General features: G+C 61.1%; 18 protein-coding genes. 2 read left to right on the forward strand and 16 right to left on the reverse strand.

All coding sequences use genetic code 11. The features are described from left to right. Nucleotides 1-104: 104 nt before the first annotated feature. Nucleotides 105-1,082 carry a hypothetical protein gene (locus CFB49_RS35580; RefSeq protein WP_143329267.1) on the reverse strand — a complete coding sequence of 326 codons (978 nt, stop codon included), beginning with the start codon at nucleotides 1,080-1,082 and terminating at the stop codon, nucleotides 105-107. A gap of 41 nt (nucleotides 1,083-1,123) precedes the next feature. Further along, nucleotides 1,124-1,840, reverse strand: a complete 717-nt coding sequence (locus CFB49_RS09490) for an SOS response-associated peptidase family protein (RefSeq protein WP_089491211.1) — start codon at nucleotides 1,838-1,840, stop codon at nucleotides 1,124-1,126. Nucleotides 1,841-1,920: 80 nt separating this feature from the next. On the opposite strand from CFB49_RS09490, the gene CFB49_RS36260 reads away from it, so the two are divergent. After that, entirely contained in the window at nucleotides 1,921-2,376 is a 456-nt protein-coding gene (locus CFB49_RS36260) for a hypothetical protein (RefSeq protein WP_179234874.1), read from the forward strand. Nucleotides 2,377-2,419: 43 nt separating this feature from the next. Next, a complete protein-coding gene (locus CFB49_RS09500) occupies nucleotides 2,420-2,809 on the forward strand; it encodes a hypothetical protein (RefSeq protein WP_143329268.1) in 390 nt (129 codons plus the stop codon). Between the two features lie 25 nt (nucleotides 2,810-2,834). On the opposite strand, the gene CFB49_RS09505 is transcribed toward CFB49_RS09500, so the two are convergent. The 14 genes from CFB49_RS09505 to CFB49_RS09570 all read right to left on the reverse strand — a co-directional run bounded on the left by CFB49_RS09505 (nucleotide 2,835) and on the right by CFB49_RS09570 (nucleotide 13,340). Continuing rightward, complete coding sequence (locus tag CFB49_RS09505) at nucleotides 2,835-3,311, reverse strand: DUF2514 family protein (RefSeq protein ID WP_089491213.1); 477 nt, start codon at nucleotides 3,309-3,311, stop codon at nucleotides 2,835-2,837. Continuing rightward, nucleotides 3,308-3,802, reverse strand: a complete 495-nt coding sequence (locus tag CFB49_RS09510) for a glycoside hydrolase family 24 protein (protein ID WP_089491214.1) — start codon at nucleotides 3,800-3,802, stop codon at nucleotides 3,308-3,310. Before CFB49_RS09510 ends, CFB49_RS09505 begins: the two co-directional genes overlap by 4 nt. A 2-nt stretch (nucleotides 3,803-3,804) precedes the next feature. Beyond that, nucleotides 3,805-4,089 carry a holin gene (locus CFB49_RS09515; protein ID WP_006408930.1) on the reverse strand — a complete coding sequence of 95 codons (285 nt, stop codon included), beginning with the start codon at nucleotides 4,087-4,089 and terminating at the stop codon, nucleotides 3,805-3,807. A 103-nt stretch (nucleotides 4,090-4,192) separates the two neighbouring features. Next, nucleotides 4,193-4,627: an XkdW family protein gene (locus tag CFB49_RS09520; protein ID WP_089491215.1), complete on the reverse strand. Its 435-nt coding sequence runs from the start codon at nucleotides 4,625-4,627 to the stop codon at nucleotides 4,193-4,195. A 9-nt stretch (nucleotides 4,628-4,636) separates the two neighbouring features. Beyond that, nucleotides 4,637-5,662 carry a hypothetical protein gene (locus CFB49_RS09525; protein WP_179234875.1) on the reverse strand — a complete coding sequence of 342 codons (1,026 nt, stop codon included), beginning with the start codon at nucleotides 5,660-5,662 and terminating at the stop codon, nucleotides 4,637-4,639. Between the two features lie 2 nt (nucleotides 5,663-5,664). Continuing rightward, entirely contained in the window at nucleotides 5,665-6,264 is a 600-nt protein-coding gene (locus CFB49_RS09530; RefSeq protein WP_089491216.1) for a YmfQ family protein, read from the reverse strand. Continuing rightward, nucleotides 6,255-7,301 carry a baseplate J/gp47 family protein gene (locus CFB49_RS09535; RefSeq protein WP_089491217.1) on the reverse strand — a complete coding sequence of 349 codons (1,047 nt, stop codon included), beginning with the start codon at nucleotides 7,299-7,301 and terminating at the stop codon, nucleotides 6,255-6,257. The genes CFB49_RS09530 and CFB49_RS09535 overlap by 10 nt, the downstream gene beginning before the upstream one ends. Next, complete coding sequence (locus CFB49_RS09540) at nucleotides 7,273-7,701, reverse strand: phage GP46 family protein (protein WP_089491218.1); 429 nt, start codon at nucleotides 7,699-7,701, stop codon at nucleotides 7,273-7,275. The genes CFB49_RS09535 and CFB49_RS09540 overlap by 29 nt, the downstream gene beginning before the upstream one ends. After that, nucleotides 7,698-8,276 carry a phage baseplate assembly protein V gene (locus CFB49_RS09545; protein WP_089491219.1) on the reverse strand — a complete coding sequence of 193 codons (579 nt, stop codon included), beginning with the start codon at nucleotides 8,274-8,276 and terminating at the stop codon, nucleotides 7,698-7,700. The genes CFB49_RS09540 and CFB49_RS09545 overlap by 4 nt, the downstream gene beginning before the upstream one ends. Beyond that, nucleotides 8,273-9,388, reverse strand: a complete 1,116-nt coding sequence (locus tag CFB49_RS09550; RefSeq protein WP_089491220.1) for a phage baseplate assembly protein — start codon at nucleotides 9,386-9,388, stop codon at nucleotides 8,273-8,275. Before CFB49_RS09550 ends, CFB49_RS09545 begins: the two co-directional genes overlap by 4 nt. Then, on the reverse strand, nucleotides 9,389-10,627 hold the full coding sequence (locus tag CFB49_RS09555) for a DNA circularization protein (protein ID WP_089491221.1): 1,239 nt from the start codon (nucleotides 10,625-10,627) through the stop codon (nucleotides 9,389-9,391). It lies immediately after the preceding gene. A 7-nt stretch (nucleotides 10,628-10,634) separates the two neighbouring features. Then, complete coding sequence (locus tag CFB49_RS09560) at nucleotides 10,635-12,572, reverse strand: phage tail tape measure protein (RefSeq protein WP_089491222.1); 1,938 nt, start codon at nucleotides 12,570-12,572, stop codon at nucleotides 10,635-10,637. Between the two features lie 133 nt (nucleotides 12,573-12,705). After that, on the reverse strand, nucleotides 12,706-12,996 hold the full coding sequence (locus tag CFB49_RS09565; RefSeq protein WP_196480369.1) for a phage tail assembly protein: 291 nt from the start codon (nucleotides 12,994-12,996) through the stop codon (nucleotides 12,706-12,708). Beyond that, the gene (locus CFB49_RS09570; RefSeq protein WP_059474076.1) at nucleotides 12,993-13,340 is read right to left on the reverse strand and encodes a phage tail tube protein; all 348 of its coding nucleotides are present in this window, start codon (nucleotides 13,338-13,340) and stop codon (nucleotides 12,993-12,995) included. The genes CFB49_RS09565 and CFB49_RS09570 overlap by 4 nt, the downstream gene beginning before the upstream one ends. Nucleotides 13,341-13,351: the final 11 nt, after the last annotated feature.

Raw genomic sequence — 13,351 nt, forward strand, 5'->3', positions numbered from 1 at the left:
CGTTTAATTGGCAAATAATCACAAAACAAAACCGCAAGCACTTCGAAACTGACCGAAGTATTAATTGATTAAAGCCAGACAATTGGACATCCGGCGTAACTCCGTCAGCCCTCTGGCGGGGTCATCCAACATACTCGGGCAACCCCATAGAGACACATGGCGGCAGCTGCAACGGCGCCGAGACTTTGTGCAATATCACGCCCCCTTAGAGTAAGAAGCTGACCAATTTTCTGTGTTGAGTCGTCACACTTTTTCATGTAATCCGCATCAACCACTCCACATCGATGCGCTATTAGATGCCGGCGATTCCCTAACACCCAAAGATCCCGGGACTGAATAATTGTGAAGAAATTCTCATTCCCATGAAATTCCGAAAACAACACAGGGAAAAGGTCCTTTAGCAATTGAGGGGAGCTAAAATCCTTATCAGACCCAATAATTGTACCCAATTTCCCAATCAGATCATACCCAGCCCTTTCCAACACATTCGGCCATGCAGCCTGCGAGATTGAGAATCGCTCCTTTAAATTTTGATTTTTTAATATCACACCATACAAATCAGGTCGCCTATTCAACGAATAAATAAATACATCTTTACAAAAATTTTCGTAGGCACTCCAAGCAAGCAGACTAGCCTGATGCATCAATCGATTAAGAATTTCCGGCCTACCCGCCAAGTGACGCTTACTTCCCCGCAACACTGTCTCCATCACTTGACTCGCAAAATCGACATCGTCATCGACAGCAAATTTCAAATCGCCAGCCTTACTTTGCATCTTATTTTTAACAATTCTGTGCCCCATATCGGTACCCTCGAGCAGCAGAGGTGCCAACAGTAAATATGGAAATTCCAACAAATTTTTTGCGGACTCCAGATTTGAAACAAATGATTTAAAAGGTTGTTCCAAAGGAGTTCCATCGGACTTCATTCCCTCAAGCAACTCATTCAAACCGTTAAACGGAGTACGGAGAAGCGGCACCCAATACGACGCCTCAAGCTCGTCAACCAAACTCTTCAAACTCCCAATAGCCTCATCAATTTTTTCGTTTACTTTATCGTTGTTATTGTTCGACCCATTCATTTAACACCCCGCATTTATGTGATCCGTCGCAACTTGAAGCATTATAAATTGCCGCTACGTGCTTCCGTGTGCATTTCATCAGCTGGATAAAGCCGCAACATCGCTCGCGCGGCCTCGACGTTCGATGTCGTCAGCCATTCCTCCCAGTCGTCCGGCCGCAGAATCACGACTGACCGTTTCTCGTCGGCCGGCTTGTGCATGCGCGCCATCAGTGGATGACCGTCGGCGTTTACCGTAATCATCGACATCACGTGGTGTTCGGCGCCGTCCTGGTTCGTGAGCGTGCGCCAGATGCCGGCAACACACATCGTCGGCCGGTCGACCACGCCGATGCGCTGCCACACGCACGGCCCGAGCACCCAGTCGCCATTCGCTTCTTGACGCGCATCCGGATACGACGGCTCCACTATGAAGCGCGCCGGAATCAGGCAACGCCGACCGCTGCGCCAGGTCGGTCCGTACAGCCGCGACTCCGCCAGGTTGTCGTCGCGCGCGTTCATCGTGCTGCGCATGAGTGGCGGCCTGCATCCCTGCTCCTTCGCTTTCTTGATGTTCGCCTTCTGCAGAGCGCTCGGCCAGAATCCAAAGCCCGCGATCAGCGGCTTGAACTGCCCGTCGACGTAGCCGACGATCGGCGCGTCGTAGTCCGGGTAGATCTCGGGTTTCCACGGCGTCCAGCGGTACAGATCGCGGAAGCTGTCGATCTTGAGCTCGCTCAGGCCCGGATCCTCCCCCGGCGCCACGTAGTTCGTGCACATCGCCGTCCCCAAATTTCGATCTTGACGACGCCATCTTACCCCGCGCTACACTGTACATTCATACAGTATCACATCGCATCATGAAACCGTGCTGGGCCTATATCTGGGAGTACACGCATCTCGAATCCGGAGAGCGCCGGCGCACGCACCTCCCCGTGACGCGCGGAGAATTTCAGTCCTACACCGGGCAGTTCCTCGACGAATCTGACCCGCGCCCGCTGGAGGAGACGAAGGTCGATCGAAATGTGGTGCCACTCAGGGAGCAATATCACCGCCTCGTCTCGATGCCGGACTTCGTGGCCCCGACCGAATCGGAACTCCGCGAGCTCTGGCGCACCCACCGCGACCCCGAGGTCCGGCGGCTCATCCTCGAGATCGTGGCGCTGCGAAAATCGCTTGAGAAGGTGATGGACTGGTGGAAATCGACCGAGCGCGCGACGTCGGATCGCGGTGATCTGGATGGTCCGTTTGGGCCGTTTCGAAAGCTCTACCACATGCTTCGCGAGGAACTGCGACGGGCGCGGATGAACTTGTGACGCGCCTGTGGCATTCTGGACGCTCGTCGCACTGGAGGTCGATATGCGCACGATTGCGGAAGAATTCAGCGATTCCGACGACGACTGGTTTGGCTTCGCCTCGGCGCAGGACCGGAAAGACGGCCATTCGCTGCGGGCATACCTGCTGCGTTACGCGGACCGCATCCCGGAACACCATGTCGTCGTGAACGTCGAGCTCGTACTACGCACGGAGTATCCGCCTCGCGGCATTCATCCGCCGTACCTGAGCGTCACCCACTTCGATCCGGGGCACTCCACCGACTTGCCGCTCACATGGAAGCGCAACATCGAGGAACTCAAATTCGATCCCGAGACCACGTATGTCGAATGCGGATACGACATTTTCGACTCGTTCAGCGACGCGAAGATGGACCTGACGGCCCGCGGGTTCTACATCGAACCGCTCAACTAGCCGCCGGCCGAGAGTCCGATTGCCTCTACTTCTGCGCCGTCAGCGCGTCGTAGTCGCGCTCGCACTGCTGGCCGGCGATGCGGGCACGGTCAGCGTATTCTGCCAGCTCGCCCGCGCGCTGGTCAGCCCGGCCGAACAGGTCGGCAAGCAAATCGAGGGCGCCGCCGGTTGCCGGGCTTCCGGTCGCAGCGCCGGCACGTCGAGCGTCGGCAATGAGTGCGGCGACCTGCTTACGCAGGCCGTCAGCAGCACCACCGGCAGCAACGGCATCAGCGCGCGCCTTATCACGTTCTTTCGCAGCATCGTTTGCGATCCCCTGTTGTGCCACCAGCCGACGGCCGAATTCGTCACGTTCAGCCCGCAGATCATCGATCTGCTTCGCCTGATCGGCGACCTTTGCGGACTGGTCCGCATCACGGTGCCCCTTGAAGTACCCGCCCGCTGAACCGGCGATGACGCCGGCGACGACGAGCAGCCAGATACGCGGATCGATCCACGTCATGCGACCACCTCCCCGCCGGCCGCCCGGTACGCGGCCAGCAAGTGTTCGATCTTGTTTTCGTGCTGACCATACCCAGCGCCTGGCAGACTGGCCCATACGTTCGACACCTTCGCCACCGCCTCGCGGAACCGGCCGGCGTCGATCAACGGCAGTGCGCCGTGCTCGCGCAGCTGCTGCAATGCATACCGGTCCTGCGAGATCGGCGCGAAGTCCGGTAGCTTCATCTGCGCCTGATAGATCCGCCACCAGCGCGCGAGGATCTGATAGCGGCCGGCGGCCGTCGACGGCACCGGGATCTGTCGGTTGAGCACGTTCGGATGCGTCGCATAGCCGGAGAGCAGCAGCGGCCGTGACGGCGTCGAGCCGACGAGCACGTTGTAGCCGTCGTCCGACTTCGCCAGCAGATCGGAGCCGATCTCGCTCACGGCGATCATGTCGAGAAACGCGACGCGATTCCGGCCGCCAGCAGCGGTAACAGTGATACGCGCCATCGTCACTTCTCCCCGAACAGTCGCTTCGCGTTCCGACGCAGCAGCACCTCGAGGTACTGCGACCCGATGATGCCGAGCGCGCTACCAAGACCGAGCAGCGCGATCGGCGGCAGATCCGGGATCTGCAACAGTGCCAAGCCGGCGACCATTGACGTCGCCGAACCCAATACCGCCCTGCCGGCGACCAGCCGGAACGTCAGCTGCTCGCTGCCGACCAGCACCTTCGCAATACCAATCAGTCCGCCCATGATGATCAGCTCCAGAATCGTCTTTTCGTGGTCTTGCATCGAATCCCCGTAAACGAAAAAGCCGCCCCAAAGGCGGCAGTGATTTCTGTCCGGCCATACTTGGCCGCGACCCCAAACTGGCGGCCACGCTGGGCCGGCAACCTCAACTAGAGGGAGCAAATTCCTCGTCCGGAGATTGGGGCCACTCAATCTCAAACGGAAATACCGTTTGCTCGGGGATCTTCCGCAGCGCTTCGCGGTACTTCGTCCATGCATCGGCCTGGGCCTTGACCGAAGGCGGGGCATCGGGCGGGACGACGGTCTTACCGTCACTACTGCGCAGCGCCATGTCCCGGAAGAACCGGATATATTCTGCGCGGATCGACTCTTCGTTAGCTTCGAAGTACGCATGCACGTCCGCATCCTCGGGCTGCGGCACCAATTCACTCGCCCAATGCGCGATAAACGGAGGGCCGCTTTGTGCTCCGTTCCGCTCTACCGGTTGAGCTGCGCGGTAGTCTTTACCCGGCATGAGGTCGGGGTACATGCGCTTCAGGGCAAGCACCATGTGATCATGCGTGTACTTACTGAAATCCATTTGAGATCCTTATTGGTTACGTAAGACAACACCGCGCTGCCAAATTGCCGTGATCGAACTAGTACTCGCAGCAACGCGGAGCCCTGTCACCACCCACGGTGGGGGCAAATCGATTTGACCGTGAATATTGCTGCTCACGGAACCAACGTAGTCAAATTCGGCGAGCCCTGAATCCCACTGCACGCGCGCGCCTGCAACCGCTCGATTCTCGGAGCGAGCGTAGAGGTCATCGAGAATCGAGTTCAACCATGCACCACGGAAACTACAGAGAAGGTTGCCATCCGTTTGCAGCATCGAGCCGCCCACATGCAGGTTGCCCGATTGCCACGTTTCGCCACCATCGCTGATGTTCCACGGAACACCGTTGTAAGCGTTGTTGATGATCTCGAGCCCACCGCCATCTCGGGCGCGGAGGTAGGTCGTGACGTTTTGGCCCTCCCGCCGGTTCTGAAGCGCGAAATCGGCCTGCCAACCATTCCGGCCTACGACCGGGCGGTCCTGCATCCGCGGAGCGGCGATGCTGACGGCGTATCCCTGCACCCACTGCTGCGTCACATACGCAGCAAGCTGCTTGGCCAGCGCAACAGCACCGAGGTCGGTGTTGTCGACAGTGATGAGCAGGCCGCTGCCGTCCTTCGCCCAACCGATCTTTACGGTGTTCGGACCTTGTGCGATGCCCGTACCCTGCTGAACTGGCGTGTAGCCCAACGCATCCTGCTTCTTCGCCGTGGCCTGCGCGACGCGCAGCGGTGTCATCAGCTTCGTGTTGTCCTTGCCCACCTCAGCCTCCGCTTGGCTCGCGATGGAACCGGACACGGAGCGCTGCGCGATCGCGAGCACCGCGTCACGCAATTGCGTCGTCGTCGCTTCGTCGGGATTGATGCCCGCTTCCCGCAGCACATTGAGCACTTCGTCCGTCAGGTCATTCCCCCACTTCGACGGAATCAACGAGCCAACCTGCCCGGCGCCGGGATTTTCGTCGACGAACTTCCCATCCACCAGGCCAACACCCGGCACGCTCTTTGGATAATCCATCCCTATACCTCGTAGTCAAAAATCACCAACGTATGCGCGGGCGCATGACGCCGGATGTAGCACTCGATGCCGCTATTCGGATTGCGTCCGAACCGCTCGCCCCAAACCGTCACGCCCCAGCGGCGACCGTCGCTGCGCCGCCGCCCCATGTGCATCGTCCAGATGTACTGCTGCGCCCACGTACCGAAGCGAGCAACACCGAATCGCGACCGGCCAAACCGCGGCGCGCGGTGTTCCTCGATCCGGGCGTCCGGATAGCCGTTCTCACGTGCAAGCGATTCGAAATACGCGATGCGTTGACCACCAACGCCCAGCAATCGGTTTCGCACTTCGCGCTGTCGCTCTTCGAAGGACTGCGCCGGTCCAAGGCATTCGTCCGGTAGCGCACAGACGCGCTCCCAATCCGGCACAAGCTCGCGCACCGTCGCGGCGTCCATCTCGTCGAGCAACGCACGTGTACGGGCATCGATGCGCAGAAATTCCGGAGCCAGGCCGGCGAGCACGCGGTGCACCCGCGGAGCGAGCTCGTCGCTCCATGCGGGACCGGGCGGCAGTAACGCGCGTAGCATCTGCAGATAGTCCGCCTCGTCTTTCACTGCCATTTCATGGCCCCTATCACCGGGATCTCGTTCGGCTGCAGTGCGACGTCGGCGACGGGTTGCAGCAGCTTGTGATCGCGTTCGCCGCGTGCGCCGCTGATCGCCTGCCTGAGATGCGATTCAAGTACGGTCACTCCGAGCGCCCCCTCCCGTTCCAGCAAATCGGACAGGTCTTCCACGACGGCCGCCCGCGTTGCCTCATCGTCAGGCGAAAGCCGAATATCGAAATCAATCCCGCGAGGCTTTGGCGCAAGCACGTACAACTCCGCAGTCACCGGCCGCTGTCGCTCGATATACGCCTTCACCGTCGCACATGCTTGCTCGTCCGGGACGGGGTTGAGATCCTCGTCGCGCATGAAAAAGACGCCGACCGTACCGAGCCCCATGTAGTGCGGCCGGCACCACGCGCGCGTAACGCCGGGCACCTCGAGCGCCCATGTCACGTAATCGTCTCCGTTCCCACCGTCAGGCACGAGGCGATAAGAGCGAATGACCCGTTGCCGCAATCGCTCGACAGATTCTTGATCCGTGCCGCCCGAAATTCCGGGATCCAGCACCGCGACGGTGTCCGATACGCCAACGACTGGCGAAATAAATCGCAACCGCACGCCGGCGCCAATGTTGCCCGCAACCCCCGCATCGACGGCTCGCACCTGAACCTTCGCGACTCCGGCTCGAATCGTCGCGGTCTCGACAACCACGTAGCGTCGCTGGTCGTCAGCCTGCAGCAGGGCGCCCGCGTCGATGGTTTTTCCCTCAGCCCCGCTGGCGGATACGAAACCCGACGCGGCCGCGGCATCTTTGCGCGGCACCGCGAGCCGCAGCCGCGCGTGGCGCAACAGCATTTCCTCGTCGCAGTCGTCCGGCAGAATTTGCCGTGCCGTCCATCCGAGAAACCCGTGCATCTCGTGGCTGGCGCCCGAATGGACCCGTACAAGCGCGCGCTGATCCGAGCGCCGCAGCGCTCCATCCGCCGCGGATGTCAGATCGCCGCCTACCCGCTCAATCAGCTCAGGCAGCGTCGGCAACGGAAAAGTCATCGAAAATTCTCCACATGTCGTCGTAGTTGATCGTGAGCGGCCCGTCGCGGTCGTCGGACAGGACAATCTCCCCGATCGCTCGCTCTGTTGCCGCGCGCCCCACACCAGCCGCTCGTTTCACACTGACGCTGATTGCTGTCACGATTTCGTCGTCGACCATCCATTGCAGCGCTTCGCGGCAGTATTCCTCGGCACGACGCAGCACTTCTGCCGTCAACACCTGCCGCCGCAACAGCCATAAACGCGAGCCAATTCGGTCGCCGGCGACATCTGGGAAGCTGTCGCCCCACCATCCCATTCGCTCGTCGTCGTCGAGCGGATCGCCGGGCTCCGCACGTCGCCACGTAAACAGGCTGATCTCGACCGCGCGCCGCAACATCGCTTCTCGCGCGTCGCTCATTGCATTTCTTCCGTAATGCCGCCGGTCTCCGCGTGACGGTGCCGAGCCGTGCTCTTGCCATCGACGATGACGTCCGGCGTGCGAATGGGTGCGTCGAACGTCGCCGCCTCGGCACCGCCCTCGCCCGCGCGCACGGCCATGCCAGATTGCGCGGTCAAACGTCCCTTTGCGACAACCTGTTCCGATGCCTCCACGATCGGCGAATTGAATTCGATTTTCTCGGAGGCGTTGACCCGGAACGTTCCCGTTGTCAGCTCAGCGATGCGGCCGTTGCGGAAAATCAGGCTGTCGCCTTCGCTCGTGAAAATCGCAACCTCACCGGGCTTGAGGTTCAGCGGGCGAAACCGGCGATCGGCAACAACCAATGCCACACAATGCGACGAATCCCCATCGAGAGAACCGTAGATCGCCTCGGCGCCATCGATGGGATGCGAAGTAAACCCGTACGGTTCGAAATGCTCCACACCGTCCTTAACTGCACCCGCCATCAACCGCGCCTGCAACGTCTGCATCTTTGACGCGGAATTCACGTGCGACACAACGCCGCGCACCAGCCACTTACCTGGCTTGCTCATTGCTTCTCCCAATCTGCCGGCAGCAGAAATTCAAAGTTGTCCTTGCCCTTCTTCTTGCCCTTGACCTTCTTCCTCTTCGTCAACGGTTCGGCCGCAAAGCCGTCAGGCGGAGCGACCGTCAGCTTCGTGAGCATCCCTTCGGCATTGCTTTGCGAATATTCGATTTCCACGATCAGCATGTCGCGATCGAAGCCGATGATCGAGTCGACGACACGGACGATCTGGTTGTGGCGCCAGATCTGACCGTTCGACTGTCGCCAACCCTGCACCTTGTAGGTCGTCGCCAACGCCTTACTGATCCGGTTCTCGCTCTCCCACTCGACGCGCAGTCGCGCGAGATCGGCGGTCATCTGCCCTGCCTCACGCATCACCATCGTCCGATGCCGCGCGATACGGGGATCCGCCGCACGCGCCTCGATCTCGCTGACCGCGACGCCGAACGCCTCATCGGTGCCGCTGCGCTGCCCCTTGCACACGTACTCGGAGAACACCTGCGAAAAATCGAGCGGCGCATCACCGCCCTTGATGTTGACGCCGAGCTCGAGCTTGTCGGATGCCTTGCCGGCGCTCCCCGGCTCGGCAATGACCAGGCGTCCGTGCTCGTCGTCGGTCGACAGCAACCGCGACAACCGCAACAGCCGGTCGATCGAATCAAAGACCGTTTCGCCCGGCTCGATCGTGTGATCGGCCAACGTTCCCGCGTCCCCTGTTTCGTCGACGACCTTCACACCGTACGGTGCGGCCAGTGCGTCGACGACCCGGCTTACGCGCTGACCGCGCCACTGCGATGGCTTGTTGTCTGCACCGCAGTCGACAAGGTCGGCCGTGATCGATCGTCCCGCGATGCCGCACGTCAGCGATGCGGCGTCGTACCGGATCGGCGTCGAGAACACGTATCCGGTCAGCACCAGATCGGACCCGATACGTACCTCGCATCGGTCGCCCTGCTTGACCTGCCTCGGTACATCCCCGCTGCCGGGCCACTTCCACGTAATCGCGAGCTCGAAATCACGCGCCTGGCGCTCGATACCCGCCGAAATTCGAACATCGGTCCATCCGGCGAAATCAAGACCGTTGACGGTCAACGTGACGATATTGGAGTTGTCAGCCATCTATCGAGAAAGAATCTTCAGCGGCACTGTCGGCAGGAAGCCTGGGTGCGCGACCCGGTTGCGCATCACAATCTCGTCACCGCGCGCCGCGTCGCCGTATCTGCGATACGCGAGTACGAGCGCCGGCATCGCCTCCGGTGGGGTTAGCGTCACCAAACCGACGCCTTCGCGTGCAACCTTCGTCAAATGCTGCGCGACCTTCACACGGCTGGTTGTCAGTGCCTGGAAATGTTCGCGCGGCGCCGCCATTCCCTGCTGCCACATGGATTCGGAAACAGCCTCTGCAAGGTCGCGCAGATCATCCGCGACCGGCACATCGACAACGGGCAATGGATTTGCAATCTGCACATCCAGCGCCGGCGCGCCGTCCGGCAACGTGGCCGGCGAGTACGTCGGTAACGCGCCGGCGTCGCGCACGACGTCGACCAGCAACACGTCCTGCACGAGGTCGACCGTCGCGGCGAACAACTTGCTCGCCTCGCGCCCGCGCGGCGGCGGAATCTCGTCAAGCATCGAGATCGCCCCCACCTTGCCGAGCGCTCCGGAGATCGCATCCGCGTAACCGGCAGGGGCCACGCGCGCGACAAATGCCGGATCCGATGCGGAACGGAATCGATCCGCGATCGAGCCCGGAATCTCCACGAGCGTTTCGACGAAACTCCGCACACTTCCGAACAACACCGTGAACGGCGACGCATATCGATAGAGCACGTCGAAAATCGATCCGCCCTGCTGCATAAGACCATCGACGGTCACCTGCGCCAGATCGACCAACGCAACCGCATCGCGATAGCGGCTCAGCGCGGTATCGAGCAACCCATCCGCGCTGCCGAGCGCCTGCTTACCGGTGTTCGCTGCACCGGTCGGATACTTCAGGTCCGGCGCGTCGTGAAACACCAGCGTGAAGCGGACCATTCCGCCGTCCGCCTTCACGTGCGTCATGTCGCACTCGCCGGGCTGCACGCGCAGCGTGCCAAGCCAAGGATGGATCAGCTCGCCCGGCCCCTCCTGCTCGAGCGCATCAAGCAACTTGTCGCGCTGATCGAGGCAATCCGGGCCGATGACGAAGGCCGTCATCGTGTATTCCCGGGTTTTCTTGCCGTTGTCCTCCGGGTAACTACTGTCCCGCCGCGGATATTCGTGCACAACGACGCGGCGCCCAACCGGCGTCTTGTCGTCGAAAACCTTGAACGGCACGCCACGGAACGACGCCGGCCGCAATTTTTCTCGCCAACTCATGATGACCTCATTGCGGCACGCCGGACAGCGACCGATAGCCAACACTCGGCGTCACGGACAAGCCCGGTTGATTCGTCTGCGCCTGCTCGACGCGCATCCCAGGCGGGGCGCCATCGAACCGGATTTTCAGGTCGCCCTGCAGCCGAGCATTCGCCGCGCCCTGCTGCGCCAGCACGCCGCTCGCGACACGGGCAGTTCCCGTCGACACTCCGGTCTGTTGCGCCAACGTCCAGTTCCGCAAGCTCGCCGCACCGGAGCGCAACACGTCACCCGTCGAAGCGCTACCGCCGTCGAAACCGAGCTTTCCGCCGAGCCACTTCGCGCCGCTCATCAGCGGCTCGATATAGGGCTTCACCCGGTCCCACAGCTGCGAAAACCACGTGACGATCGGCTCCCAGTTTTTGATGACGATTCCAAGCGGCGTGAAGTTGAAGAACATCGCCTTGATGCCCTCCCACGCGGCCCCGATCACGATCTTCGTTGCACCCCAGAGCGCCGACATGAACTCAGTAATCGGCCCCCAGTTCTGCGCGATAACCTGCACGAGTGGGAAGCTGAAAAACACATCCTTGATTCCCACCCAAACCTTTTCGAAGAACGGCTTGACCTTCGACCAATTCGCGATCAGGAACCCGGCCGCCAACGCAAGCACACGCACCGCCAGCCCGAGCGGCGTGAGGCTCGACACCGTCGTAAAAATCTTCATTGCCACCGTAGCGACCGCCGCCGCACCGCGCAGTGCAATCAGGCCGGCGGCGGCTCCAAGCAGTCCCTTCACGAGTTCCGGATTGGCCGTTGCGAATGCGGCGACACCGTCAGCGATGGGGCCGATGAACGCAAGGAACTCGTTCAACGGCGGCAGGACCACGTTGCCGACCGCGATGCCGATCGCCGTAAATCGGTTCGACATCAGCTGTAGGTTGTTCGCCGTCGTCGCCGCCCGCGCGTCGTATTCCTGCTGCATCGAGCCGGCGTAGAGCGTCGAATCGCCGACTTTCTTGAAATTGCCTTTCAGCAAATCAAGGTTCGTCAACATCGGCGCAATCGCCTTGATCGACTCGCGCCCGAACAATCCCTCGAGCACCGCGGTTTGCTTGACCTTGTCGACCTTGCTCACCGCAGACAGGACGCGCACGATCGTTCCCTGCGCATCCTTCTGCATTCCGGCTGCGACCGCCTTGGCGTCCATCCGCAACGCCTTGAAGATGCCCTGCTGCTTCTTCGAAGCGCTCGCGCCGGCCGTCAGTGCCAGCATGAAGTTCTGCATGCCCGTTGCCGCGACCTCTTCCTGCACACCCACGCCGGCAAGCGTTGCACCCATTGCTGCGATCTGGCCGCTTGTCATGCCGGCTACAGCGCCGAGCGGCCCGATGCGCGTAACAATCTCGGAAATCTGGCGGGCGTTCGCCGGCCCCGTGTTACCGAGATAGTTGATCTTGTCCGCGAGCGACACGACCTCGCCCTGGCCCATCTTGAACGCCGTGCGCCACTTCGCCATCATGTCGCCGGCCTGCTCGGCCGTCTGGTCGAAGGCGACACCCATCTTCACCGCGTCCTCGGCAAATTGCCCGAGCTCGCTCTTGTCGATGCCCGCTTGGCCGCCGGCTGCGGTGATCTTCGCGATGTCGCGTGCGGCCATCGGCAGCCGCTTCGAGAGCCCGAGCACGTCGTCGGTCATCTTCTTGAACTGCTCCGGCGTGTCGAAGTTGACGACCTTCTTCACGTCCGCCATCGCCGACTCGAAGTCGATCGCCGCCTTCGTCGCGGCGATGATGGGCGCGGCAACCGCTACGCCCGCCACCACGTCACGAAAACCGATCTCGCCCAAGCCGTCCGCCTTCAGCCCCTTACGAAAGCCCGCGATATTCTTCCGAATACCCTGGAGCGCCGGCGAGAGCTTGTCGACGCCCGTAATCAGCGCTTTGAGTTGAAATTGATCGGCCACGCTTACGTCTCCGGAACCGCACGACTAATGCGGTTCGCCTGTTCGAAATGCTCGAGAATGATCGAGATCGGGCGCGTCATTTCCAGCTCCGGATCGACGCGCCAGAAATGGGCGAGCTCGTAGACGCCGCCGATCAGGTCGTCAGCGTCTGAGAGGCCCGAGTCAAGAAAAAACCCGCGACCGTCCAGCAGATCGAGTTGAAATCGACCAGGTCGATCTGGTCGACCGACGACGGCGGAATACTCGCGAGGCGCGCGATGTACTGCGCGACGATGTCCGGGCGCACGTGCACGTTTTCCTCGCGATCGAGCGCATACGGCAGCGCCTTGATCGCCCGCACATCGGCCGGCGTCGGTTCGCGCAGATCGAGTTCAGTCAACGACTCGTCGTGCGCGTCGATTGGCTTGCTGAGTCGAATTTTCATTGCCACCGTCCCTTCACACCGTTGAATTCCAGCGATGCCTTCCCGTCATCACCCGTCGCCGCGGGTTCGCCCACGACATACGCGCCACTCAGCACGTACACGCGACCGTTCTTGAATTCCACGGTCACAACCATATCGTCCGCGGATTGGATCTTCGCGATCGGAAAGCTCTTCTCGAACACCGCGTCGACCTTTACGTACGGCACGCGATCCTCTTCTTTATAGAGGCCCGGCAAAATGCTCTCGCGCTTGACGTCCGACAGAGGGCACTCGACACCGCCCGTTACCGAAAACTGCTCGCCATCCGCCTTCACGTAGGCGGTCCCGGCGACCTTCTGACCCATATCGGTCTCCT

Source organism: Burkholderia sp. AU17457 (assembly GCF_002223255.1).
Taxonomy (GTDB): domain Bacteria; phylum Pseudomonadota; class Gammaproteobacteria; order Burkholderiales; family Burkholderiaceae; genus Burkholderia; species Burkholderia sola.

Bases quoted from the DNA above. Each gene is read 5' to 3' on its own strand.
- CFB49_RS35580 (WP_143329267.1), bottom strand. From the start codon at position 1,082: ATGAATGGGTCGAACAATAACAACGATAAAGTAAACGAAAAAATTGAT.
- CFB49_RS09490 (WP_089491211.1), bottom strand. From the start codon at position 1,840: ATGTGCACGAACTACGTGGCGCCGGGGGAGGATCCGGGCCTGAGCGAG.
- CFB49_RS36260 (WP_179234874.1), top strand. From the start codon at position 1,921: ATGAAACCGTGCTGGGCCTATATCTGGGAGTACACGCATCTCGAATCC.
- CFB49_RS09500 (WP_143329268.1), top strand. From the start codon at position 2,420: ATGCGCACGATTGCGGAAGAATTCAGCGATTCCGACGACGACTGGTTT.
- CFB49_RS09505 (WP_089491213.1), bottom strand. From the start codon at position 3,311: ATGACGTGGATCGATCCGCGTATCTGGCTGCTCGTCGTCGCCGGCGTC.
- CFB49_RS09510 (WP_089491214.1), bottom strand. From the start codon at position 3,802: ATGGCGCGTATCACTGTTACCGCTGCTGGCGGCCGGAATCGCGTCGCG.
- CFB49_RS09515 (WP_006408930.1), bottom strand. From the start codon at position 4,089: ATGCAAGACCACGAAAAGACGATTCTGGAGCTGATCATCATGGGCGGA.
- CFB49_RS09520 (WP_089491215.1), bottom strand. From the start codon at position 4,627: ATGGATTTCAGTAAGTACACGCATGATCACATGGTGCTTGCCCTGAAG.
- CFB49_RS09525 (WP_179234875.1), bottom strand. From the start codon at position 5,662: ATGGATTATCCAAAGAGCGTGCCGGGTGTTGGCCTGGTGGATGGGAAG.
- CFB49_RS09530 (WP_089491216.1), bottom strand. From the start codon at position 6,264: ATGGCAGTGAAAGACGAGGCGGACTATCTGCAGATGCTACGCGCGTTA.
- CFB49_RS09535 (WP_089491217.1), bottom strand. From the start codon at position 7,301: ATGACTTTTCCGTTGCCGACGCTGCCTGAGCTGATTGAGCGGGTAGGC.
- CFB49_RS09540 (WP_089491218.1), bottom strand. From the start codon at position 7,701: ATGAGCGACGCGCGAGAAGCGATGTTGCGGCGCGCGGTCGAGATCAGC.
- CFB49_RS09545 (WP_089491219.1), bottom strand. From the start codon at position 8,276: ATGAGCAAGCCAGGTAAGTGGCTGGTGCGCGGCGTTGTGTCGCACGTG.
- CFB49_RS09550 (WP_089491220.1), bottom strand. From the start codon at position 9,388: ATGGCTGACAACTCCAATATCGTCACGTTGACCGTCAACGGTCTTGAT.
- CFB49_RS09555 (WP_089491221.1), bottom strand. From the start codon at position 10,627: ATGAGTTGGCGAGAAAAATTGCGGCCGGCGTCGTTCCGTGGCGTGCCG.
- CFB49_RS09565 (WP_196480369.1), bottom strand. From the start codon at position 12,996: ATGAAAATTCGACTCAGCAAGCCAATCGACGCGCACGACGAGTCGTTG.
- CFB49_RS09570 (WP_059474076.1), bottom strand. From the start codon at position 13,340: ATGGGTCAGAAGGTCGCCGGGACCGCCTACGTGAAGGCGGATGGCGAG.